Origin of the sequence: Streptomyces sp. NBC_00386, assembly GCF_036063235.1 — a bacterium.
Classification (GTDB): Bacteria; Actinomycetota; Actinomycetes; order Streptomycetales; family Streptomycetaceae; genus Streptomyces.
In genome coordinates this window covers 2778106-2801241 of sequence record NZ_CP107950.1, presented here as the reverse complement: position 1 = coordinate 2801241, position 23136 = coordinate 2778106, and the positions used below count along the sequence as shown (strand labels likewise).

At 71.8% G+C, this 23136-nt stretch carries 18 protein-coding genes and 1 pseudogene; 15 read left to right on the top strand and 4 right to left on the bottom strand.

Annotated features, from left to right (window positions below; all coding sequences use genetic code 11):
* Nucleotides 1–91: 91 nt before the first annotated feature.
* Nucleotides 92–1348, top strand: a complete 1257-nt coding sequence (gene dxr, locus OG780_RS12065) for a 1-deoxy-D-xylulose-5-phosphate reductoisomerase (RefSeq protein WP_328447461.1) — start codon at nucleotides 92–94, stop codon at nucleotides 1346–1348.
* Nucleotides 1345–2649 (top strand): M50 family metallopeptidase, encoded by a 1305-nt coding sequence (locus OG780_RS12060; protein ID WP_328447459.1) that lies wholly within the window; start codon nucleotides 1345–1347, stop codon nucleotides 2647–2649. The genes dxr and OG780_RS12060 overlap by 4 nt, the downstream gene beginning before the upstream one ends.
* A 156-nt stretch (nucleotides 2650–2805) precedes the next feature.
* Here OG780_RS12060 and tnpA read toward each other — a convergent pair.
* Nucleotides 2806–3173 (bottom strand): annotated as a pseudogene (tnpA, locus tag OG780_RS12055) (IS200/IS605 family transposase).
* A gap of 110 nt (nucleotides 3174–3283) precedes the next feature.
* Here tnpA and OG780_RS12050 point away from each other — a divergent pair.
* The 5 genes from OG780_RS12050 to OG780_RS12030 all read left to right on the top strand — a co-directional run bounded on the left by OG780_RS12050 (nucleotide 3284) and on the right by OG780_RS12030 (nucleotide 9420).
* Nucleotides 3284–4498: an RNA-guided endonuclease InsQ/TnpB family protein gene (locus tag OG780_RS12050; protein ID WP_328447457.1), complete on the top strand. Its 1215-nt coding sequence runs from the start codon at nucleotides 3284–3286 to the stop codon at nucleotides 4496–4498.
* Between the two features lie 152 nt (nucleotides 4499–4650).
* The gene (gene ispG / locus OG780_RS12045; protein ID WP_326785167.1) at nucleotides 4651–5808 is read left to right on the top strand and encodes a flavodoxin-dependent (E)-4-hydroxy-3-methylbut-2-enyl-diphosphate synthase; all 1158 of its coding nucleotides are present in this window, start codon (nucleotides 4651–4653) and stop codon (nucleotides 5806–5808) included.
* 369 nt (nucleotides 5809–6177) lie between these two features.
* On the top strand, nucleotides 6178–7026 hold the full coding sequence (locus tag OG780_RS12040) for a GNAT family N-acetyltransferase (protein ID WP_326785166.1): 849 nt from the start codon (nucleotides 6178–6180) through the stop codon (nucleotides 7024–7026).
* Between the two features lie 61 nt (nucleotides 7027–7087).
* Nucleotides 7088–7657 (top strand): GNAT family N-acetyltransferase, encoded by a 570-nt coding sequence (locus OG780_RS12035; RefSeq protein WP_328447454.1) that lies wholly within the window; start codon nucleotides 7088–7090, stop codon nucleotides 7655–7657.
* 71 nt (nucleotides 7658–7728) lie between these two features.
* Nucleotides 7729–9420, top strand: a complete 1692-nt coding sequence (locus OG780_RS12030) for a proline--tRNA ligase (protein ID WP_328447452.1) — start codon at nucleotides 7729–7731, stop codon at nucleotides 9418–9420.
* A gap of 86 nt (nucleotides 9421–9506) precedes the next feature.
* Here the strand turns inward: OG780_RS12030 and OG780_RS12025 are convergent, their stop codons facing one another.
* Genes OG780_RS12025 through OG780_RS12015 form a run of 3 tightly spaced genes read right to left on the bottom strand, consistent with a single transcriptional unit; the run spans nucleotide 9507 to nucleotide 11598 of the window.
* Nucleotides 9507–10451: an aminoglycoside phosphotransferase family protein gene (locus tag OG780_RS12025; RefSeq protein WP_328458066.1), complete on the bottom strand. Its 945-nt coding sequence runs from the start codon at nucleotides 10449–10451 to the stop codon at nucleotides 9507–9509.
* Between the two features lie 38 nt (nucleotides 10452–10489).
* Nucleotides 10490–10963 carry a ferritin-like domain-containing protein gene (locus OG780_RS12020; RefSeq protein ID WP_328447450.1) on the bottom strand — a complete coding sequence of 158 codons (474 nt, stop codon included), beginning with the start codon at nucleotides 10961–10963 and terminating at the stop codon, nucleotides 10490–10492.
* A complete protein-coding gene (locus OG780_RS12015) occupies nucleotides 10960–11598 on the bottom strand; it encodes a hypothetical protein (protein ID WP_328447448.1) in 639 nt (212 codons plus the stop codon). Before OG780_RS12015 ends, OG780_RS12020 begins: the two co-directional genes overlap by 4 nt.
* A gap of 251 nt (nucleotides 11599–11849) precedes the next feature.
* Here OG780_RS12015 and rimP point away from each other — a divergent pair, with 251 nt between their 5' ends.
* The 8 genes from rimP to OG780_RS11975 all read left to right on the top strand — a co-directional run bounded on the left by rimP (nucleotide 11850) and on the right by OG780_RS11975 (nucleotide 23109).
* On the top strand, nucleotides 11850–12347 hold the full coding sequence (gene rimP, locus OG780_RS12010) for a ribosome maturation factor RimP (RefSeq protein WP_328447446.1): 498 nt from the start codon (nucleotides 11850–11852) through the stop codon (nucleotides 12345–12347).
* Nucleotides 12348–12349: 2 nt separating this feature from the next.
* On the top strand, nucleotides 12350–13360 hold the full coding sequence (nusA, locus tag OG780_RS12005) for a transcription termination factor NusA (protein ID WP_328447444.1): 1011 nt from the start codon (nucleotides 12350–12352) through the stop codon (nucleotides 13358–13360).
* 101 nt (nucleotides 13361–13461) lie between these two features.
* Nucleotides 13462–13740, top strand: a complete 279-nt coding sequence (locus OG780_RS12000) for a YlxR family protein (protein WP_328447442.1) — start codon at nucleotides 13462–13464, stop codon at nucleotides 13738–13740.
* 149 nt (nucleotides 13741–13889) lie between these two features.
* A complete protein-coding gene (infB, locus tag OG780_RS11995; RefSeq protein ID WP_328447440.1) occupies nucleotides 13890–17048 on the top strand; it encodes a translation initiation factor IF-2 in 3159 nt (1052 codons plus the stop codon).
* 268 nt (nucleotides 17049–17316) lie between these two features.
* Nucleotides 17317–17610 (top strand): DUF503 domain-containing protein, encoded by a 294-nt coding sequence (locus OG780_RS11990; protein WP_328447438.1) that lies wholly within the window; start codon nucleotides 17317–17319, stop codon nucleotides 17608–17610.
* A gap of 43 nt (nucleotides 17611–17653) precedes the next feature.
* Nucleotides 17654–18118 (top strand): 30S ribosome-binding factor RbfA, encoded by a 465-nt coding sequence (gene rbfA / locus OG780_RS11985; protein ID WP_328447436.1) that lies wholly within the window; start codon nucleotides 17654–17656, stop codon nucleotides 18116–18118.
* Nucleotides 18115–19020: a tRNA pseudouridine(55) synthase TruB gene (gene truB, locus OG780_RS11980; RefSeq protein ID WP_328447434.1), complete on the top strand. Its 906-nt coding sequence runs from the start codon at nucleotides 18115–18117 to the stop codon at nucleotides 19018–19020. The genes rbfA and truB overlap by 4 nt, the downstream gene beginning before the upstream one ends.
* Nucleotides 19021–19287: 267 nt before the next feature.
* The gene (locus OG780_RS11975) at nucleotides 19288–23109 is read left to right on the top strand and encodes a serine protease (protein WP_328447432.1); all 3822 of its coding nucleotides are present in this window, start codon (nucleotides 19288–19290) and stop codon (nucleotides 23107–23109) included.
* Nucleotides 23110–23136: the final 27 nt, after the last annotated feature.

The window sequence follows — 23136 nt, the reverse complement described above, 5'->3', positions numbered from 1 at the left end:
AGACGCCCAGGTACCCCCGGTCACGGGGAGAGACGGCGGGAATGAGGGACGCCCTGTCTTCGGGCGGACGCGATGCGGCCACAATGGGGGGATGAGCGACAGTCCAGCCCCCCTCGCTGATCCGCATCTCGTCTTCGACCCCGTGAACGGAGTCAGGGATGTCGTGATCCTCGGATCCACCGGCTCGATCGGCACCCAGGCCATCGACCTCGTGCTGCGCAACCCCGACCGGTTCCGGGTCACCGCGCTGTCCGCCGCCGGCGGCAGGGTCGCCCTGCTCGCCGAGCAGGCCCACCAGCTGCGGGTACGGACGGTCGGGGTTGCGCGCGAGGACGCCGTCCCGGCGCTCAGGGAGGCCCTCGCGGCCCGGTACGCACCCGGTGAGACCCTTCCCGAGATCCTCGCCGGACCCGACGCGGCCACCCAGGTCGCCGCGTCCGACTGCCACACCGTCCTCAACGGCATCACCGGTTCCATCGGCCTCGCGCCCACCCTCGCCGCCCTGGAGGCGGGCCGCACCCTCGCGCTCGCCAACAAGGAGTCGCTCATCGTCGGCGGCCCGCTCGTGAAGGCGCTGGCCGAGCCGGGTCAGATCATCCCGGTCGACTCCGAGCACGCGGCCCTCTTCCAGGCGCTGGCCTCCGGCACGCGCGCGGATGTACGCAAACTCGTCGTGACCGCCTCCGGGGGCCCGTTCCGCGGCCGTACGAAGGCGGAGCTGGCGGACGTGAAGCCGGCCGACGCCCTCGCGCACCCCACCTGGGCCATGGGCCCGGTCATCACGGTCAACTCCGCGACCCTGGTCAACAAGGGACTGGAGGTCATCGAGGCGCACCTCCTCTACGACATTCCCTTCGATCGCATTGAGGTGGTCGTGCACCCGCAGTCGTATGTCCACTCGATGGTGGAATTCACGGACGGCTCGACGATCGCCCAGGCGACGCCCCCCGACATGCGGGGGCCCATCGCCATCGGCATCGGCTGGCCCGAGCGCGTCCCGGACGCGGCCCCCGCCTTCGACTGGACGAAGGCCTCGAACTGGGAGTTCTTCCCGCTCGACGAGGAAGCCTTCCCCTCCGTGGGGCTCGCCCGGCACGTGGGGCAGCTCGCGGGTACGGCCCCGGCGGTGTTCAATGCCGCCAACGAGGAGTGCGTGGACGCGTTCCTGAACGGCACACTGCCGTTCAACGGGATCATGGAGACCGTCACCCGGGTCGTGGAGGAACACGGCACACCGCGTACGGGAACTTCCCTGACCCTCGCGGACGTCCTCGAAGCGGAGACCTGGGCGCGCGCCCGGGCCCGTGAACTGACGGCACAGATGACAATCGCGGAGGCTCGTGCATGACGACCCTGATGATGATCCTCGGCATAGTCGTCTTCGTGATCGGCCTGCTGATCTCGATCGCGTGGCACGAGCTGGGACATCTGTCGACGGCCAAGCTCTTCGGCATCCGGGTGCCGCAGTACATGGTGGGCTTCGGCCCGACCATCTGGTCGCGCAGGAAGGGCGACACCGAGTACGGCATCAAGGCCGTTCCGCTCGGTGGCTACATCCGCATGATCGGGATGTTCCCGCCCGGCCCGGACGGCCGGATCGAGGCCCGCTCGACGTCCCCCTTCCGGGGCATGGTCGAGGACGCCCGGTCGGCCGCGTTCGAGGAGCTGAAGCCCGGCGACGAGACCCGCCTCTTCTACACGCGCAAGCCGTGGAAGCGCGTGATCGTGATGTTCGCCGGTCCCTTCATGAACCTGATCCTGGCCGTCGCGATCTTCCTCGGCGTGATGATGACGTTCGGCGTCCAGACCCAGACCACCACGGTCAGCGCGGTCTCCCCCTGCGTGATCCAGGCCAGCGAGAACCGCGACAAGTGCACGAAGAAGGACCCGGTCGCGCCCGCCGCGGAGGCGGGACTCAAGCCCGGTGACAAGATCGTCGCCTTCAACGGCACGCCCGTCTCCGACTGGTCCGCGCTTCAGTCCGACATCCGCGCCAACCCCGGCAAGCAGGTGACGATCACCGTCGACCGCGAGGGCCGGCAGCTCGCCCTCACCGCCCACCTGGTCAAGAACACGGTGAGCAGGACCGACGGCAGCGGCGGCTATGTGGAGGGCAAGTACGTGGAGGCCGGCTGGTTCGGCTTCACGCCCGCCACCGGCATCGTCGAGCAGTCCTTCGGCCAGTCCGTGAACCGCATGGGCGACATGATGCAGAACGGCGTCGAGTCCCTGGTCTCGCTGCCCGGAAAGGTCCCCGACCTGTGGGACGCGGCCTTCGGCGACGGCCCGCGCAAGGCCGACTCCCCGATGGGCGTGGTCGGCGCGGCCCGCATCGGCGGCGATGTCTTCACCCTGGACATCCCCGCGTCGCAGCAGGTCGCGATGATGCTCCTGCTCGTCGCCGGGTTCAACCTCTCCCTGTTCCTGTTCAACATGCTCCCGCTGCTCCCGCTCGACGGCGGGCACATCGCGGGCGCGCTGTGGGAGTCGCTGCGCCGCAACCTCGCGAAGGTGCTGCGTCGCCCGGACCCGGGTCCGTTCGACGTGGCGAAGCTGATGCCGGTGGCCTACGTGGTGGCCGGGATCTTCGTCTGCTTCACCCTGTTGGTCCTCGTGGCAGACGTCGTCAATCCCGTGAAAATCTCTTAGTCGTACAGCATTGGCGACGGCCGGGCACCCTGGGTGCCCGGCCGTCTTCCATCCCTTGTTCTTCGCGGGGAACCCGGGCCTTCAGGCCGGGCGGGAATGCGATCCTCGGTCCGGATGCGTGAAGCGCCGGAGATCACTGCGTTTGCGTGGTGGCGGTCATGCCGGGCGCTTCTGGTTCTCGATGTAGTCCTTGACGATGCTCAGGGGTGCGCCGCCGCAGGATCCCGCGAAGTAGGACGGGACCAGAACGCCGGGCCGGTCCCGGTCCGGTTGATCCGGCCGGTGTACTCCGCGCGCGGGTAGCGGGAGCTGACGCCTTTGAGGCTGTTGACGAGCTTGGGCAGGGCGATCTTCGACGGGTGGTGCACGGGCAGGTGGACGTGATCGCCTTCGCCGTTGAACTCCCGCGGTTCCGTGCCGAGGCTCTCGCACACATCGCGCACGAGCGCCTCGCGGCGCGTCAGCATCTCGCCACTGAAGATCTCCCGCTGGCACTTCGCGACAAACGCCAAGTGGGTGTGCAGGTGGTGGGCGACGTCATTTCCTCATTTCATACGAGGATCTTGTTCTGGATATGGCGATATGCGCTAAGACGGTACGGTCAAGCCGACCTGACCGGAAGGGGTCGGGCTGGATGATCCGTGCGTACAAGTTCCTGCTGCGGCCCACCGTCCGTCAGGCCCAGGCGCTCGCCGAGATGCTGCGCGACCACTGTTCCCTCTACAACGCGGCGTTGCAGGAGAGGCGGGATGCCTGGCGGCACCCGTCGAGGACGAGCGTCAGGTACGGGATGCAGTCGGCGCAGCTCAAGGAGATCCGGGCGTTCGACCCCGAGCGTCAGGGCCGCTGGTCGTTCTCCTCGCAGCAGGCCACCCTGCGCCGTCTGGACAGGGCGATGCAGGCGTTCTTCCGGCGGGTCAAGTCCGGCGAGACCCCGGGGTACCCGCGTTTTCGTGGGGTGAACTGGTTCGACACGGTGGACTTCCCCAGGGACGGGGACGGCTGCCGCTGGGACTCCACTCCGCATGACCCGGTCACCCGCGTCCGTCTCCAGGGCGTCGGCCACGTCAAGGTCCACCGGCACCGCCCGGTGCCCGGCAGGGTCAAGACCGTCTCGGTCAAGCGTGAGGGCCGTAAGTGGTTCGTCGTGCTCACCGCCGAACTGGACCGGCCCGAGCCGCTGCCCGCGACCGGCTCCGTGGTCGGGATCGACCTGGGCATCGCGAACTTCCTCGCCGACTCGAACGGGGTCTTCGTGCCCAACCCGCGCCACGGTCGTCGCGCGGCCGAAAAGCTCCAATCCGCGCAGCAGGCCCTGTCCCGGTTCCCCCGCTGCAAGGCCAAGGACCGCACCGGCAACCACCGGCGCGCCGTGGAGAAGGTCGCCCAGCTCCACGGCAAGGTGCGCCGCCGGCGCCTCGACCACGCCCACAGGACCGCGCTCGACCTGGTCCACGCGCATGACGTCATCGCGCACGAAGACCTCAAGATCCGCAACATGAGCAGGACCCCCGCCCCGAAGCCCGACCCCGACCGGTCGGGCACCTTCCTGCCCAACGGGGCCACCGCCAAGGCCGGGCTCAACAAGTCGATCAACGATGCCGGTTGGGGGGTGTTCCTGACGATCCTGCACGCCAAGGCTGAAAGCGCCGGACGGGAAGTGATCGCCGTGGACCCCCGCAACACCTCCCGCACCTGCCCCCACTGCGGGCACACCGCCAAGGAGAACCGGCCCACCCAGGAAAAGTTCCACTGCATCGCCTGCGGACACACCGCGCACGCCGACACGGTGGCAGCCACCAACGTTCTACGGGCCGGGCTGGTCCGTCGCAACGCCGACCCGGCATAGCGAGAAGCCCCCGGCCTCAGCCGGGGGAGGAGTCACTGAGTGGGTTTGAACGCCGGGCGTGATGTGCCCGGTGGTGCGCCCGTACCGTAATCTCGAAGCCCGGAGCCCACGATTCCCGGGACCTTGAACCATAACTTGGGGTTGCACAGCAGATGACTGCGATTTCTCTCGGCATGCCGTCCGTTCCGACCAAGCTGGCCGAGCGCCGGAAGACCCGGCAGATCCAGGTCGGGACCGTCGCCGTGGGCGGAGACGCACCCGTCTCGGTGCAGTCGATGACGACCACGCGTACGTCGGACATCGGCGCCACGCTCCAGCAGATCGCCGAGCTGACCGCGTCCGGCTGCCAGATCGTGCGCGTGGCCTGCCCCACGCAGGACGACGCCGACGCGCTCGCCACGATCGCCAAGAAGTCGCAGATCCCGGTCATCGCGGACATCCACTTCCAGCCGAAGTACGTCTTCGCCGCGATCGACGCCGGCTGTGCCGCCGTCCGCGTCAACCCCGGCAACATCAAGCAGTTCGACGACCAGGTCAAGGAGATCGCGCGGGCCGCGAAGGAGACCGGCACCCCGATCCGCATCGGCGTCAACGCGGGCTCGCTCGACAAGCGCCTGCTCCAGAAGTACGGCAAGGCGACCCCCGAGGCGCTCGTCGAGTCCGCGCTCTGGGAGGCCTCCCTCTTCGAGGAGCACGACTTCCGGGACATCAAGATCTCGGTCAAGCACAACGACCCGGTCGTCATGGTCAACGCCTACCGTCAGCTCGCCGCCGCCTGCGACTACCCGCTGCACCTCGGCGTGACCGAGGCCGGTCCCGCCTTCCAGGGCACCATCAAGTCGGCCGTCGCCTTCGGCGCCCTGCTCTCCGAGGGCATCGGCGACACCATCCGCGTCTCCCTGTCGGCCCCGCCGGTCGAGGAGGTCAAGGTCGGCCTTCAGATCCTCCAGTCGCTGAACCTGCGCCAGCGCGGCCTGGAGATCGTCTCCTGCCCGTCCTGCGGCCGCGCCCAGGTCGACGTCTACAAGCTCGCCGAGGAAGTCACCGCCGGCCTCACCGGCATGGAGGTCCCGCTCCGCGTCGCCGTCATGGGCTGCGTCGTCAACGGTCCCGGCGAGGCCCGCGAGGCCGACCTCGGCGTCGCCTCCGGCAACGGCAAGGGCCAGATCTTCGTCAAGGGCGAGGTCATCAAGACCGTCCCCGAGTCGAAGATCGTGGAGACCCTGATCGAAGAGGCGATGAAGCTCGCCGAGCAGATGGAGGCCGACGGAGTCGCCTCCGGCGAACCCACGATCTCGGTAGCTGGCTGACCCCGCCGCCCGCGGCCGGGCGAGACGAGGCACCTCGCCCGGCCATCCAGGGGCGCGGGGAACGAGGCGGCGCGTTCGAGCTCCGGCCGGGATGTCAGGGGCGCGAGGAACTGCGCGGCCAACCCCCTACGCACCCGCACCCGGGAGCCGCGGACAACAAGGCTCCCTTTCGAGCTCCGGCCGCGCGGAGCCACCCAGGGGTGCGGGGAACTGCGCGCCCAGCCCCCACGACCCGCACCCGGGCGACAACATCAGGTCCCACCCCGGTGGCAGCCTGCTCCCCTGTCCGGCCAGAGGACTCGGCGGCGAGCCACAAGCACGGCAGGTACAGTGCGGAGATCAGCAGATCCCAGGGTGAGGCCCCCGCACGTGTTGACCCAGACCACCACCAGGGTCCTCGAACCGAGTGACCTGGACGCCGCGCTCGCCGTCCTCGGCCGCGAGCCGGTGGCGAACGCGTTCGTCACCTCCCGAGTACAGGTCGCCGGGCTCGACCCATGGCGGCTCGGCGGCGAGATGTGGGGCTGGTACGAGGACGGCATGCTGCGGTCCCTCTGCTACGCGGGCGCCAACCTCGTCCCGATCTGCGCCACCCAGCGCGCCGTGCGCGGCTTCGCCGACCGGGCCCGCAGAAGCGGCCGCCGCTGCTCCTCGATCGTCGGCCCCGCCGAATCCACCGCCCAGCTCTGGCGGCTCCTCGAACCGAGCTGGGGCCCCGCCCGCGAGATCCGCGCCCACCAGCCGCTGATGGTCACCGACCGGCTGCCCGCCGACATCACCCCGGATCCGTACGTCCGCCGCATCCGCAAGGACGAGATGGAGACGATCATGCCGGCATGCGTCGCCATGTTCACCGAGGAGGTCGGCGTCTCGCCGCTGGCCGGCGACGGCGGCCTGCTCTACCAGGCCCGGGTCGCCGAACTCGTCGGCTCGGGCCGGTCCTTCGCCCGCCTCGGCCCGGACGGCAACGTCGTCTTCAAGGCGGAGATCGGCGCCGCGACCGCCGAGGCCTGCCAGATCCAGGGGGTCTGGGTGGCCCCCGAGTACCGCGGCCGGGGACTCGCGGCCCCCGGCATGGCCGCCGTGCTGCGCTACGCCCTCGCCGATGTCGCCCCGCTCGTCAGCCTCTACGTCAACGACTTCAACACCGCGGCCCGGGCGACGTACCGCCGCGTCGGGTTCCAGGAGGCCGGCGCCTTCATGAGTGTCCTGTTCTGACGCCCGGTGCGGGCCCGTCGGGACCTCACGCGTCACACGGTCCGCCAGGTAGTCTCCCGGCATGCTGCGCTTTCCCGGCCACGGCCACCGCGACTTCGACGACGTGGTCATCGGCCCGCTGGATCTCGCCGCCCGCGTCGACGAGGCACTCGCCGTGCAGGCGCTCGCCTTCGGGCTCGGCGCCGACGAGATCGCCGTACGACGCCAGATCGTGCTGCGCCACGTCACCTACCCGGGAGCCCGCGCGCTCGGCGCCACCACCGTCGACGGACGGCTCGTGGGATTCGTCTACGGCATGCCCAACGACCGCGCGCACTGGTGGTCCACCGTCGTCGAACCGTATCTGCGCGACCAGGGCCACGACGGCTGGCTGGACGACTCCTTCGTGATCACCGAACTGCACGTCCACCCCCGCTTCCAGAACCGGGGCGTCGGCCGCACCCTGATCACCGCCATCACGGACACCGCGGCCGAACCCCGCTCGATCCTCTCCGCGATCGACTTCGACAGCCCGGCCCGCGGCCTGTACCGCTCCCTCGGCTACGAGGACCTCGCACAGCAGGTCCTCTTCCCCAGCGCGCCCAGGCCGTACGCCGTGATGGGCGCCCCGCTTCCGCTGCGCCACGCCTAATGGATTTCCGGGGACGGCCGCTGCCCGGCTAACCTCCAGACATCACCCTTACGCAGCAGGAGTCGAGAATCATGGCCCAGGTCCAGCGCATGTCCCGTTTGATGGTCAAGACATTGCGTGACGACCCGGCCGACGCCGAGACGCTCAGCCACAAGCTGCTCGTCCGGGCCGGCTACGTACGCCGCAACGCCGCGGGCATCTGGACCTGGCTGCCGCTCGGCAAGAAGGTCCTCGACAACATCTCCCGCGTGGTCCGCGAGGAGATGGACGCGATCGGCGCCCAGGAGGTCCTCCTGCCGGCCCTGCTGCCCAAGGAGCCCTACGAGGCCTCGGCCCGCTGGGAGGAGTACGGCGACCTGCTCTTCCGTCTCAAGGACCGCAAGGGCGCGGAGTACCTGCTCGGCCCGACGCACGAGGAGATCTTCACCCTGGTGGTGAAGGACCAGGTGGCCTCGTACAAGGACCTGCCGGTCATGCTCTACCAGATCCAGACGAAGTACCGCGACGAGGCCCGTCCGCGCTCCGGCGTGCTGCGCGGCCGCGAGTTCCAGATGAAGGACTCGTACTCCTTCGACATCACGGACGAGGGCCTCGCCGAGTCCTACGGGCTCCACCGCGAGGCCTACCAGAAGATCTTCGCGCGCATCGGCCTCGACTACCGCATCGTGTCCGCCGTCTCCGGCGCCATGGGCGGCTCGGCCTCCGAGGAGTTCCTCGCGCCCGCCGCCGCCGGTGAGGACACCTTCGTGGACTGCCCGGCCTGCGACTACGCCGCCAACACGGAGGCCGTGACCTTCAAGCTCACGCCCGTCTCCGGGGAGCACGGCGCGGTCGAGGAGCTGGACACCCCCGACACCCCGACGATCGAGACGCTCGCCGGGCACCTCGGCGTGCCCGCCTCCGCGACCCTGAAGAACCTGCTGGTCAAGGTCGACGGCGAGATCGTGGCCGTGGGCGTCCCCGGCGACCGCGAGGTCGACCTCGGCAAGCTCGGCGAGCACCTCGCCCCGGCCGTCGTCGAACTCGTCACGGCCGAGGACTTCGAGGGCCGCGAAGACCTCGTACGCGGCTACGTGGGCCCGCAGGGTCTGGAGAAGGTCCGCTACATCGCCGACCCGCGCGTCGCCCCCGGCACGGCCTGGATCACCGGCGCCAACAAGATCAACACGCACGCGAAGAACGTCGTGGCCGGCCGCGACTTCGAGGTCGACGACTACCTCGACGTCGTCGTGGTGGAAGAGGGCGACCCCTGCCCGGCATGCGGCACCGGCCTCAAGATGGACCGCGCCATCGAGATCGGCCACATCTTCCAGCTCGGCCGCAAGTACGCCGACACCTTCGGCCTCGACGTTCTCGGACAGCAGGGCAAGCCGGTCCGCGTGACCATGGGCTCGTACGGCATCGGCGTCTCCCGCGCGGTCGCGGCGCTGGCCGAGCAGTCGGCGGACGGCCAGGGTCTGTGCTGGCCCAAGGAGATCGCTCCCGCCGACGTGCACGTGGTCGCCGCGGGCAAGGCCCTCCAGACCGAGCTGGCGCTCGACGTCTCCGAGAAGCTCGGTGCCGCGGGTGTCCGCGTCCTGGTCGACGACCGTGCCGGAGTCTCCCCGGGCGTGAAGTTCACCGACGCGGAACTGATCGGCGTACCGACGATCCTGGTCGCCGGCCGCCGCTCGGCCGAGGGCGTCGTGGAGCTGAAGGACCGCCGCACCGGCGAGCGCGAGGAACTCACCGTCGAAGAGGCGATCGCCCGCCTGACGGCGTAACCGACACCTGGGCGGCGCCCGGCACCTCTCCGGAGGCGCGGGGCGCCGCTCGGCCGTTTCCAGGGGTGTGGTGTCCCGGCCGGTGCTCAGAGCCAGTCGGCGAACTCCAGGAGCAGTTCGGCGTCCTGGGGGCGGCCGACCCGGCCCGCCCGGACACCCGACTCGACGGCACGGAACAGGGTCCAGCCGCGCAGCCGCGCCTGGTCCACTTCCAGGGACTCGGCGAGCCGCTTGATCCGCCGCCGGGTGATCGACGGTCCCGAAGGCGACGCGATGAGGTCCTCCACCCGGTCGCGGACCAGCCGGGCCAGGTCGAACGCGCACTCGCCGACCACCGGGTCCGGTCCCACCGCCAGCCAGGGCACGCGCTCACCGGCGAGCACCTTGCTCTGCCGGAACGTGCCGTGCAGCAGCAGTGCCTCGGGCGGCTGGACCAGCAGTTCCTCGCGGGCCGCGAGCGCCGCGTCGACCAGAGCCCCGATCCCGGCCCCGGCCTCGCCCGCCGCCGTGGCCCGCATGGCCTCGGCCTGCCGCCCGGTCCGCTCCGCCACGGTCTCGAAGACGGGGTCGGCGGGCGGCTCGACCCACAGCCGCCGCAGCGTCCCCGCCGCCTCCAGCAGGGCCTTCGCCTCGGGCAGCGACCGCACGGAGACGTCCGGATGCAGCCGCTCGAGCAGCAGGACGCCATCGGTGCCGGAGGCCTCCCCGGTGCCGACGGCGTCGAGAAGACGGACCGCGCCGCGGCCGTCCCAGTGGGCGAGCGCGACCCGCTCGGCCTCCGGACGCGCCCGCCCGGGCGCCAGCTTCAGCACGGCGGGCGTGCCGTCGGCCCGGCGCACCAGGACGACCAGACTGCTGCGCCCACCCGGCGCCTGCACTCGCTCCACGGTCAACTCGCGCAGAGCGACGGCCCCTCGGGCCAGTTCGGGCAGCCTCTCCAGCCACTCGTCGGCCTCGTCGGGGCCCTCCGGCCCGCTCCGGCGGGTCTCGCCGAGCGCCCGGAGAAGGCGCCGCGGCGGTTCGAAGGCCATGCGCGAGTCCATGCGCGAGAGGTTCCTTCCAGGTCGCGTCAGGTCGGCGAGGGTGCCGTGGCCGATGAGGTGCCCGCCCGCTCGGCGAGCCCAGGGAAGGCTACGCTCTCGCCGCTCCAGCGCACCGCGCGGACCGCGGCCTCGCGCAGCGCCCCGGCCGCCATGCGCCGCCGGTCGCCCGTGGCGGCGCGCACGAGGTCGGAGTACACGTCGGCGACGCGTTCCTCCAGCTCGGCCGCGAACCGTATGGCCGCGGCGGAGTCCGTCACCGGGAACGGCAGCACGTACGCGGCCGACGCGGCCTCGGGTGCCGCGCCCATGTCCTTGACCTCCCGCGTCAGTTCGTCCCTCCGCGCCCGGTGGGCGTCGTAGGCCGACCGGGCGTCCGTCTGACGGGCCGCGCCGATCCGCGCGCCCACGACGCCGTAGCCGTAGACGGCCGCGTGCTCGGCGCCCAGCGCGGCCTGGAGGGCCTTGAGCTCCGCTTCCTCGGTCTTGGTCCGCTTGCTCACTTCGCCGCCTTCGTCAGCAGAAACGCGTGGGCCGCTCCGGCCGCCGCCACGGAGGCGAGCAGCCGGGCGAGTTCGCCGGGGACGTCCACCAGGGCCCGTGTCCGTTCGTCCGCGAGCGCCAGTTCGGCCGAGGCGAGTTCGGCGAGTGCGTCCTTGGGCCGGGCCGCCACACCGGGCGAGGCGCCGGCCGAAGCCGAACTCGAAGCCGAACCGGAAGCCGGACTCGAAGCGGACGCCGACTCCGAAGCCGACGCGGACGGTGACTCCGTCGAGGACCCCGACGCCGATGCCGATGCCGACCCTGACGGAGCAGCCGACGCGGAGCCCGAGGCTCCCGCACTGCCGCCCCCGAACGCCTGCGCGTGCCGGACGACCTCCCCCCGCAGCGGGTCGAGCCGCTCCGCCAGCTGGGGATGGGCGGCGATCACCGCGGTGTACCGGTCGGAGAGCGTCATGCTGTCCCGGGCCGCACGCGCGCGTGCCCGGTCCGCGAGCGAGGGGCTGCCGCCCGTCGTGTCGCTGGACGACTCGGGAGCGGCGGAACAGCCCGCGAGCGCGAAGGCACCCACGGCGGCCGCGAGCAGGGTCCTTCGGCGCGGACCCGACGGGGTGCGCGACGGCAGGGGGAACGACACGGCAGACGTCCTCGGAGGGCTCGTACGAATGTATGGGCGAGCTGCCCGCGATCACGGTACCCGCGCATTGGCCGATCACGGCCCAGCGGCTCTCCTCCAACTGTCTCCGGCGCGATTTCGGGGAGGTCCGCCGGCACCCGTCGGCGCGGGCGCACCCGCACGGTGGACGGCAACACCCTCCGCGACCGGATACCCTTTGAGCTGACACGCGACCAACCCACAACAGCACACGCGGCCGAGGAGTCACCCGGATGAGCACGACCCAGAGCGAGAGGCTTCGAGAACTCCTGGATCCGCTCGTGAGCTCCCAGGGCCTCGATCTCGAAGAGATCGAAGTGGAGTCAGTAGGCCGCAAGCGTGTACTGCGCGTCGTCGTCGACTCGGACGAAGGTGCCGACCTGGACGCGATCGCCGATGTGAGCCGCGCGCTCTCGGCGAAGCTCGACGAGACCGACGCGATGGGTTCGGGTGAATACACCCTCGAGGTCGGAACCCCCGGTGCCGAGCGCGAGCTCAAGGAGCACCGTCATTACGTACGCGCCACCGACCGCCTGGTGAAGTTCCAGCTGGCGGAGGACGGCGAACTGCTCGCCAGGATCCTGCGGGTCGAGGACGACGGTCTCGATGTCGAGGTGCCGGGCGTGAAGGGGCGCAAGCCCACCGCCCGGCGGCTCGCCTTCGGGGACATCGTCAAGGCCCGCGTCCAGGTCGAGTTCAGCCGCAAGGACAAGAAGGAAGAGGAGGCGTAGCCGTGGACATCGACATGAGTGCCCTGCGGGGTTTGGTGCGGGAGAAGGAGATCTCCTTCGACCTGCTGGTCGAGGCGATCGAGTCGGCCCTCCTCATCGCCTACCACCGCACCGAGGGAAGCCGCCGGCGCGCGCGCGTGAAACTCGACCGGGAGACCGGTCATGTGACCGTGTGGGCGAAGGAGGACCCCGAGGACCTGGAGGAGGGGCAGGAGGCCCGCGAGTTCGACGACACCCCCTCGGGGTTCGGCCGGATCGCCGCCACCACCGCCAAACAGGTGATCCTGCAGCGCCTGCGGGACGCCGAGGACGACGCGACCCTCGGCGAGTACGCGGGCCGCGAGGGCGACATCGTCACCGGTGTGGTCCAGCAGGGCCGCGACCCGAAGAACGTGCTCGTCGACATCGGCAAGCTGGAGGCCATCCTGCCGGTGCAGGAGCAGGTCCCCGGCGAGAACTACGAGCACGGCCTGCGGCTTCGCTCGTACGTCGTACGGGTGGCCAAGGGCGTCCGCGGTCCGTCCGTGACCCTGTCCCGTACGCACCCCAACCTCGTGAAGAAGCTCTTCGCGCTGGAGGTGCCGGAGATCGCCGACGGTTCCGTCGAGATCGCCGCCATCGCCCGTGAGGCCGGCCACCGCACGAAGATCGCCGTCCGGTCCAACCGCAGCGGTCTGAACGCCAAGGGCGCCTGCATCGGCCCGATGGGCGGCCGGGTGCGCAACGTGATGGCCGAGCTGAACGGCGAGAAGATCGACATCGTGGACTGGTCGGACGACCCGGCCGACATGGTGGCGAACGCGCTCTCGCCGGCCCGTGTCTCCAAGGTCGAGGTCGTCGACCTCGCGGCCCGCTCCGCGCGCGTCACGGTCCCCGACTACCAGCTCTCGCTGGCGATCGGCAAGGAGGGCCAGAACGCCCGCCTCGCCGCCCGCCTCACCGGCTGGCGGATCGACATCCGTCCGGACACCGAGCAGCCCGGCGAGCAGCGCGGCGAGCAGCGCGGGGAATAGACCGGGAATAGATCCGGCCCGCGCATCGCTTACATCACGACAACAACCGTTCGATTCTTGCCCCAAAGGGGTGAGGTCGGTACGGGGAGGTAGACTCAAGAGTGTCTGGCCGGACGCGAGCCCGCGCATGCCCTGAACGCACCTGTGTGGGGTGCCGGGAGCGAGCGGCCAAGAGAGACTTGCTGCGGATCGTGGCGGTCGAGGGTGAATGTGCCCCCGATCATCGCGGTACGCTGCCCGGCCGGGGTGCGTACGTGCATCCCGTTCTGGTCTGTCTCGATCTGGCGGTCCGCCGCCGGGCGATCCCGCGGGCGCTGCGCGCCCCGGGACCGCTCGACACCGAGGCGTTGCGCCTCTACGTCGAGCAGGCAAACCCGTAAGAGAGCGTCGTGCGGAACCTCCGTGCGGCCCTGGTATTCCGCGAGTTGGAAGTAGGTCGAGATTGCGATGAGCACTCGATGAGCACGCGATGAGTACGCCCATGAAGTAGCGACGGTCCGGACGCAGACCCGGACCTAAAAGGAGCGAAGTGGCTAAGGTCCGGGTATACGAACTCGCCAAGGAGTTCGGCGTAGAGAGCAAGGTCGTCATGGCCAAGCTCCAAGAACTCGGTGAATTCGTCCGTTCGGCGTCCTCGACGATCGAGGCCCCCGTCGTACGTAAACTGACAGATGCCCTCCAGCAGGGCAACGGTGGCGGCAAGCCCGCCCCGCGCAAGGCTTCCCCGGCGAAGCCGGGCGCCCCCTCTCCGGCGCAGGCGGCCCGTCCGGCCGCCCCGCGCCCGCCGGCCCCGAAGCCGGCCGCGGCCGAGACGCCCGCGGCTGCTCCGGTCACCCCGGCCGCCGCGGGTCCGCGCCCGACTCCCGGTCCCAAGCCGGCCCCGAAGCCCGCTCCGGCGGCTCCGGCTCCGGTCGCGGCCGAATTCACCGCACCGCCGTCGGCGCCGGTCGCGCCGTCGACCCCCTCGGCTCCCGCCGCGGGTGCTCCCCGTCCGGGCGCCCCGCGTCCCGCGGGCCAGGCTCCGCGTCCCGGTGCCCGTCCGGCCGGTGGTCCCGGTCAGGGTGGTCAGGGTCGTGGTGACCGTCCCGAGCGTCCCGAGCGCGGCGACCGTCAGGGTGGCGCCCCGCGTCCCGGCGGCCAGGCTCCGCGTCCCGGTGCCCGTCCGGCCGGTCCGCGTCCGGGCAACAACCCGTTCACCTCTGGTGGCTCCACCGGCATGGCGCGTCCGCAGACGCCCCGTCCGGGCGGTGCCCCGCGTCCCGGTGGCGCCGGCGCCCCCGGCGGCCCGCGCCCGCAGGGTGCCGGCGGCCAGGACCGTGCTCCCCGTCCCCAGGGCGGTCCCGGCGGCGCTCCGCGTCCGCAGGGCGGTCCGGGCGGTGCCCGTCCCACTCCGGGCGGCATGCCCCGTCCGCAGGCCCCGCGTCCCGGCGGCGGTCCGGGCGGTAACCGTCCGAACCCCGGCATGATGCCTCAGCGTCCGGCCGCGGGCTCCCCGCGTCCCGGCGGTGGCCCCGGTGGCCGCGGTCCCGGTGCCGGCGGCGGTCGTCCCGGTGGTCCCGGTGGCGGCGGCGGTCGTCCCGGTGGCGGTTTCGCCGGTCGTCCGGCCGGTCCTGGTGGCGGCGGTGGCGGTTTCGCCGGTCGTCCCGGTGGTCCCGGTGGCGGTGGCGGCGGTTTCGCCGGTCGTCCCGGTGGTCCCGGTGGCGGTGGCGGCGGTCGTCCCGGCTTCGGCGGTCGTCCGGGTGGTCCCGGTGCCCGTGGTGGAACACAGGGTGCGTTCGGCCGTCCCGGCGGTCCGGCGCGTCGTGGTCGCAAGTCGAAGCGGCAGAGGCGCCAGGAGTACGAGGCCATGCAGGCCCCGTCCGTCGGCGGCGTGATGCTGCCTCGCGGCAACGGACAGTCCGTCCGCCTGTCGCGTGGTGCCTCCCTCACCGACTTCGCCGAGAAGATCGGCGCCAACCCGGCGTCGCTCGTCGGCGTGATGATGAACCTCGGCGAGATGGTCACTGCCACGCAGTCCGTCTCCGACGAGACGCTGAAGCTCCTCGCGGACGAGATGAACTTCGTCCTCGAGATCGTCAGCCCCGAGGAGGAGGACCGCGAGCTGCTCGAGTCCTTCGACATCGAGTTCGGCGAGGACGAGGGCGACGAGGACGACCTCGTGGTCCGTCCGCCGGTCGTGACCGTCATGGGTCACGTCGACCACGGTAAGACCCGCCTTCTCGACACCATCCGCAAGACGAACGTCGTCGCGGGCGAGGCCGGCGGTATCACGCAGCACATCGGCGCGTACCAGGTCGCGACCGAGGTCAACGGTGAAGAGCGCAAGATCACCTTCATCGACACCCCCGGTCACGAGGCGTTCACCGCCATGCGTGCCCGTGGTGCCAAGTCGACCGACATCGCGATCCTCGTGGTGGCGGCCAACGACGGCGTGATGCCCCAGACGATCGAGGCGCTGAACCACGCCAAGGCGGCCGACGTGCCGATCGTGGTCGCGGTCAACAAGATCGACGTCGAGGGTGCCGACCCGACCAAGGTGCGCGGTCAGCTCACCGAGTTCGGTCTGGTGGCCGAGGAGTACGGCGGCGACACGATGTTCGTCGACATCTCCGCCAAGCAGGGTCTGAACATCGACGCCCTGCTGGAGGCCGTGGTCCTGACCGCGGACGCCTCGCTCGACCTGCGGGCCAACCCGGAGCAGGACGCGCAGGGTATTGCGATCGAGTCCCACCTCGACCGTGGCCGCGGTGCCGTTTCGACGGTCCTGGTCCAGCGCGGCACGCTGCGCATCGGCGACACCATGGTGGTCGGCGACGCGTACGGCCGTGTCCGGGCGATGCTCGACGACAACGGCAACAACGTCGAGGAAGCGGGTCCGTCGACCCCCGTCCTGGTCCTGGGTCTCACCAACGTCCCGGGCGCCGGCGACAACTTCCTGGTCGTCGACGAGGACCGTACGGCGCGTCAGATCGCCGAGAAGCGGGCGGCGCGCGAGCGCAACGCCAACTTCGCCCGCCGGGGTGTCCGGTTCTCCCTGGAGAACCTGGACGAGGCCCTCAAGGCCGGTCTGGTGCAGGAACTCAACCTCATCATCAAGGGCGACGCGTCCGGTTCGGTGGAGGCTCTCGAGTCCTCGCTGCTCCAGCTCGACGTCGGCGACGAGGTCGACATCCGTGTCCTGCACCGCGGTGTGGGTGCGGTCACCGAGTCCGACATCAACCTGGCGACCGGCTCCGACGCCATCGTCATCGGCTTCAACGTCCGCGCTGCGGGCCGCGCGGCGCAGATGGCGGAGCGCGAGGGCGTCGACGTCCGGTACTACTCGGTGATCTACCAGGCCATCGAGGAGATCGAAGCGGCCCTGAAGGGCATGCTGAAGCCGGAGTACGAGGAGGTCGAGCTCGGCACGGCGGAGATCCGCGAGGTCTTCAAGTCGTCCAAGCTCGGCAACATCGCCGGTGTCCTGGTCCGCTCGGGCGAGGTCAAGCGCAACACCAAGGCGCGACTCGTCCGCGACGGCAAGGTCATCGCGGAGAGCCTCAACATCTCCGGGCTGCGTCGCTTCAAGGACGACGTCACCGAGATCCGCGAAGGGTTCGAGGGCGGTATCAACCTCGGCAACTTCAACGACATCAAGGTCGACGACGTCATCGCGACGTACGAGATGCGCGAGAAGCCGCGCTCGTAAAGCGGTTCCCAGGCTGGCCGGCGGTGAGCAGTCACCGCCGGCCAGCCTGGCTTTTGCGAGATCACGCGATTCCCCGCGTCCCTTCCCGGGGCGCGGGGAATCGCGTGACCGGCCCCGGCCGGTCACCGTGCCGGGGCACCCGTCCGGTGTACGGCCCGGGCCCGGAAACCCCGTCGAGCGAGCCGACGGTTCGTTGTACGGTTCTGATGTCCCTGCCAAGCGCATTGGCAGGCCGTCTACCCCGTACCGGCGGGACATCCGGTTACACATGTATGTGGGGACGCTGTCCTTCGATCTGCTCCTCGGCGACGTCCACTCGCTCAAGGAGAAACGCTCTCTCGTCCGGCCGATCGTCGCCGAACTCCAGCGGAAGTACGCGGTGAGTGCCGCCGAGACGGGCAACCAGGACCTTCACCGCAGGGCCGAGATCGGCCTGGCGGTGGTCTCCGGGGACACCGAGCACCTGACGGACGTACTGGACCGGTGCGAACGACTGGTCGCGGCGCGACCGGAGGTGGAACTGCTGTCGGTACGACGCAGACTCCACACCGACGAAGACTGACGAAGACCGACGCAACACGCAAGGCGAAGAAGGAGACGGACCAGTGGCCGACAACGCGCGGGCGAAGAGGCTGGCGGACCTCATCCGAGAGGTGGTGGCCAAGAAGCTGCAGCGCGGGATCAAGGACCCGCGGCTCGGCACTCACGTCACCATCACGGACACCCGGGTCACCGGGGACCTCCGGGAGGCCACCGTCTTCTACACGGTGTACGGGGACGACGAGCAGCGTGCCGAGGCGGCCGCGGGCCTGGAGAGCGCCAAGGGCGTGCTCCGCTCGGCCGTCGGCGCGGCGGCGGGCGTGAAGTTCACGCCGACGCTGACGTTCGTCGCGGACGCCCTGCCGGACACCGCCAAGACCATCGAGGACCTGCTCGACAAGGCACGGGCCTCGGACGAGAAGGTGCGCGAGGTCTCGGCCGGCGCGTCCTTCGCGGGTGACGCGGACCCGTACAAGAAGCCGGGCGAGGACGACGAGGACGACGAGGACGAGGACGACTCGGCTCGATGACGCAGAAGACCAAAACGCCCGACGGGCTTGTCATCGTCGACAAGCCGTCGGGCTTCACCTCGCACGACGTGGTCGCCAAGATGCGCGGCATCGCCAGAACCCGCCGGGTCGGCCACGCGGGCACCCTCGACCCCATGGCGACGGGCGTGCTCGTCCTCGGTGTCGAGAAGGCCACCAAGCTCCTCGGGCACCTCGCGCTCACCGAGAAGGAGTACCTCGGCACGATCCGGCTCGGCCAGAACACGCTGACCGACGACGCCGAGGGCGACCTCACCTCCTCGACGGACGCCTCCGGTGTGAAGCGCGACGCGATCGACGCCGGGGTCGCCAAGCTGACCGGCGCCATCATGCAGGTGCCGTCCAAGGTCAGCGCCATCAAGATCGACGGCGTGCGCTCGTACAAGAGGGCACGCGAGGGCGAGGACTTCGAGATCCCGGCCCGCCCGGTGACCATCTCGTCGTTCGCGGTGTACGACATCCGTGACGCGGTCGCCGAGGACGGCACCCCGGTGCTCGACCTGGTCGTCTCCGTCGTCTGCTCCTCCGGGACGTACATCCGGGCGATCGCCCGCGACCTCGGCGCGGACCTGGGCGTCGGCGGTCACCTCACCGCCCTGCGCCGCACCCGCGTCGGCCCGTACAAGCTGGACTCCGCGCGCACCCTCGACCAGCTCCAGGAGGAGCTGACGGTGATGCCGCTCGCGGACGCGGCCGCGGCCGCGTTCCCGCGCTGGGACGTGGACTCCAAGCGGGCCCGGCTGCTGCTCAACGGCGTCCGGCTCGAGATGTCCGACGAGTACGCGGGCAAGGGCACGGTGGCGGTCTTCGACCCCGAGGGCCGGTTCCTCGCGCTGGTCGAGGAACAGAAGGGCAAGGCCAAGAGCCTGGCCGTCTTCGCCTGAGGACCGCGCGCCCCTGCCGGGCGCGCGGCCGGGCGGACACTTCTGCCCGTGGAGCGGCGGTCACGGGGTCTCGTGCCCGCCGCTCCATGGTCCCCCCTCGGTTCCCCCACCAAGGGTGTATCCATCCGATCTGCCGTATTCACCCCATCGGGCGGGCGCTCGGAGTGAACCGGGGGAGTAGAGGGGGGCGCGTTCGCCACGCGATCTGTCCCGCTGATCACCTCGCCCCTACCGTCGGAGCAGGAGCAGCGGCGGGGAGGTTCGAGTATGGCGGGGCGAGGCCCGCGGACCGGGAACGATGAGGCGGCGGACGACGCCGGACAGACGGGGGACGACGCCCTCGTACGCGTCTGCGACCTGGCCGGCCGCCCACGCGGCACGGGTTTCGCGGCCGACCACCACGGCACCGTGATCACCAGCCACGAGGCCGTCGACGGACTGGCCCGGCTCGTCCTGCACGCCCCCGGCGACCGCACCTGCGTGCTGGGCGCCGACGCCGTCACACCGCTGCCCGGCCTCGGTCTGGCCCTCGTACGCACCGAAGGTCTCGGCCTCTGCCCGCTCCCCGTCACCGTGCGGGACCGCGTCGCGACCGGCACGTACGTCAGGATCGCCGCGGGCGGCTGGCGCGAGGCGCGCGTGCTGGGCTCCGCCCCTGTGGCGTACCCGGCCCTCGGCGACGCCCATCTCCTCCACGGCGCACTGGAGTTGGCGATCGGCACGGCGGGCGCGGACGCGCTCAGGCCGGGCGGCGGGGCGACCGGGGGGCCGGTCCTCGACGCCCGCACCGGAGCCGTGGTGGCGGTCGTCTGCACCGCCCTGCGCGCCCGCACCCCGGACGGCACCGCGCCCGGGGAGACCCCGGCGGGCCATCGGGCGCCCGGACTCGCCGTTCCCCTGCGGCGCGGCGCGGGGCCGCTCGCCGAACTGCTGGCCCGTAACGCGGTCACCGTGCCCGCGTACGGCGCCGATCTGAACCTCGCGGGCGCGCTGGAGCTCACCGCGACCTCGGTGGGCTCGGACGGGCCCCGCCCGCCGGTCCCGCCCGGAGCCGTGGGCGCGCAGCCCGGAATCGTCGAACGGGCCGATGTCGGCAGGGAGTTCGCGGCCTTCGAGAGCGGCCCGGCCGTCGTCCTCGGGCTCGTCGGCCCGCCCGGCAGCGGCCGTACGACGGAACTGGCCGCCCTCGCCGCCCGCCGCCTCCGGGGTCCCGAACCGGCTCCCACCCTCTGGCTGCGCGGCGCCGATCTGCGCGCCGACGACATCTCGGTGGCCGACGCGGCGACGCGTGCCCTGGAGCGCGCCGGACGGATCGTGGCCGCGTCGCGGCGGAGCCCCGGAGCGACCGGGACGGCGGCCGCGCGGCGGGCCCCGGCCGAGACGAGCGTGCTGCCTCCCGAGGGATACGGCGGCGAACTCGGCGACATCGCGCCGGACCGCCTGGCCGGGCCCGCTCACGCCGGTGGCCGGCCGCTGCTGTTCCTCCTCGACGGCCCCGAGGAGATGCCCCCCGAACTCGCCCACCGCCTCCCTGCCTGGACCGAGGCGACGACGGCCTGGTTGACGGAGACCGGCACCCGACTCGTGGTCGCCTGCCGCGCGGAGTACTGGGAACGGGCCGGGGCGGAATTTCCCGCGGCCCTGCTGCACCACCCGGCACCGGACCCGGACGGCCGGCGGACGCCGGCCCCGGACGGACCCGCGTCGCCGGACGCCGGCGGGACTCTGCCCGCGTGTGTGCTGCTCGGTGATCTGACCGAGGAGGAGGGGCGGCTGGGGCGGGCGCGTGCCGGGATTCCGGAAGGTGTCCTCGTGCCGTCCGACGCCCGTCGTCCGCTGGTGCTGCGCCTGCTCTCCGAGGTGCGGGCCGCGCCCGTGGACCTGCCGGCCCGACAGCTCGACCGCGACGACGTGTTCGCCGCTCACCTCGACCTGATGTGCCTGCGCGTCGCGGTCCGGCTCGCCGCGGCGAACGGACTGCGCGGCGCCGCCGTACGCCGGCTCGCAGCCCGTGTCTCCGGCCAGGTGCACGAAGCCGCCCGGCGCTGTCTGGGCCCCGGACAGGGCCAGCTGGACCGGGCCTCCTTCGAGAGCGTCTTTCCCTGGGGCCCCGCCCGGGGACCTCTCGCGGGCATCACCGGCTGGGCGTCCGCCGTCCTCACCGAAGGACTCCTCGTCCCCGCCGGCGACGGCTACCGCTTCGCCGACGAGGAGCTCGCCGACTGGATCCAGGGCACCCACCTCGACCTGGACGCCGCGCTGGACGGCCTGGTCCACCGCAGGCGCGGCGCCGGCACCGGAACCGGCACGGATACCGGCATCGACCTCGGCCGTACGGAGACCACGGTGTCCGGCCGCCGCCACGCCCGGCGTACCCGGTCCGCCTCTCCCGACGCCGGGGTCCGTGACTCCAGGACCGCCGCCGACGGAGCAAGCACCCTTCCCGTCCCCGGCCACAGGATCGGCCCCGTCGTCGAGACCCTGCTCCTGCTGGCCCGTCAACAGGCCACCGCCGAACTGACGCTCCACCTCGAGGACCTCGTCCACGCGGTCGACGATCTGCTGCCCGAAGCGCCGGACCGGCTCACCGCCCGGCACGGCGACCCCCTCTGGTGGGCGACCCGCCTCTGCACGACCGTCCTGCTCCGCGTGCCCGACGCGACCCCGTACCTCGGCGCGCTGCGGCTCCTCGCCGAGCGGATCGTGGTGTGGCGGCGGCAGGGCAGAGCCGTACCGACCGCGTTCGGCCCGGCCTTCTGGGTGGCGCTGCCCGTCCCGGACACGGAACGCTTCGACCTGCTCAGGCGCCTGGTGGCCGCAGACCCCCGCCGGACCCCGGCCACCGAGCCCCCGCACCCGGGCGAGGCCCCCGCCGCCCCGCGCCATCTCGACACCGTCTCCCGTCTCCTCGCCGCCGACCCCGTCGCCGTACACCGCCACCTCACCCGCTGGTTCGACGACGAGCGGCCCCTGCCCGCGACGCCGAACGCGACCGTGGCGACGGCCGCGCAGGCACTGCTGTACGCGCACCGGCGGCGCGCCCCGGACGATCTGACCGAGGCCCTCATGGCCGGTGCCCATCCACGGGGCGACGAACTGCTGGCCGTGCTGGCCGAGGAGGAGCCGTCGGCCGTGTGCCGGGCCGTCGACCGGTGGGCGCGCGACGAACGGCCCGAGCGGCGTGCGACGGCCCTCACCCTCGGGCTGCGCGCGGCACCGTTCGCGGCCACCCCGGCCGACCGCGAGCTGCTGCGCCACGCCGCTCTCACCCTGCTCGCCCGTCCCGCCGACCGCACCCTGCACGGCGGGGCGCTCGGCATCCTCGTACAGGATCCGCTCGCACGTGCCCGTTGCCTGCCGCAGGCCCTGGAACGCTTCGTGGCCGGTGACCCACGGCTGCCGCCGAGCGCGCCGGCCGCCGCGCTCGCCACCGACCCGGAGCCCGTGCTCGCCGCGTTCCGCGAACGGCTGCGGCGGCTCGGCCCCGACACGGGCGAGCTGCTGCGCGCCCTCGCCGACGTCACCACCCCCGCGCTCGCCCGCCCGGTCGCCGCCCTGGTGCGCGAGACCGTGGAGCTGTGCCCCGCAGTCGCCGCCTACGTGGCCGCGGACGTGGACCGGCGCATCGACCACGGAAGTGCTCCCCAAGGGGCGCTGTTCCCGCTGGTCAGCGGACTGCTGGAGACGTGCGGCCCGCCGGTGCGGAGCGCGCTCGCCCAGGTCCTCGCGTCGCCGGGAGACCAGGCGTCGGCCCCGCTGCGGCGCGAACTGCTCGATCTGCTGCTGGCGCACGAGCGAGATCCGGCCGTTCTCGGCACCGTGCTGAGGACCGCCGCCGACGGCCTCGACCGCGGGGGCGAGGGACCCACCCGTGAGCTGGTGCACCGCGTCGGCCTCCTCCTCGTCCGTACCCCGGCCGGAGCCACCGCCTTCGACCGGGGCCTGGCCGACCTGGCCCGGCGTGTTCCGGGCTTCGCCGCCCTGGTGGCCCGCTGGGTGACCGGCGCTCCCGAGGAGTGGTACGGCGTCGTCGGCCCCGGGACCCGACACCTGATCGAGAACCTGGCCGGGGCAAGGGCGCCCGCCTGAACCACGCCCACGCAACGGACTCCGCAC

Bases quoted from the DNA above. Each gene is read 5' to 3' on its own strand.
- dxr (WP_328447461.1), top strand. From the start codon at position 92: ATGAGCGACAGTCCAGCCCCCCTCGCTGATCCGCATCTCGTCTTCGAC.
- OG780_RS12060 (WP_328447459.1), top strand. From the start codon at position 1,345: ATGACGACCCTGATGATGATCCTCGGCATAGTCGTCTTCGTGATCGGC.
- OG780_RS12050 (WP_328447457.1), top strand. From the start codon at position 3,284: ATGATCCGTGCGTACAAGTTCCTGCTGCGGCCCACCGTCCGTCAGGCC.
- ispG (WP_326785167.1), top strand. From the start codon at position 4,651: ATGACTGCGATTTCTCTCGGCATGCCGTCCGTTCCGACCAAGCTGGCC.
- OG780_RS12035 (WP_328447454.1), top strand. From the start codon at position 7,088: ATGCTGCGCTTTCCCGGCCACGGCCACCGCGACTTCGACGACGTGGTC.
- OG780_RS12030 (WP_328447452.1), top strand. From the start codon at position 7,729: ATGGCCCAGGTCCAGCGCATGTCCCGTTTGATGGTCAAGACATTGCGT.
- OG780_RS12025 (WP_328458066.1), bottom strand. From the start codon at position 10,451: ATGGCCTTCGAACCGCCGCGGCGCCTTCTCCGGGCGCTCGGCGAGACC.
- rimP (WP_328447446.1), top strand. From the start codon at position 11,850: ATGAGCACGACCCAGAGCGAGAGGCTTCGAGAACTCCTGGATCCGCTC.
- OG780_RS11990 (WP_328447438.1), top strand. From the start codon at position 17,317: ATGTATGTGGGGACGCTGTCCTTCGATCTGCTCCTCGGCGACGTCCAC.
- truB (WP_328447434.1), top strand. From the start codon at position 18,115: ATGACGCAGAAGACCAAAACGCCCGACGGGCTTGTCATCGTCGACAAG.
- OG780_RS11975 (WP_328447432.1), top strand. From the start codon at position 19,288: ATGGCGGGGCGAGGCCCGCGGACCGGGAACGATGAGGCGGCGGACGAC.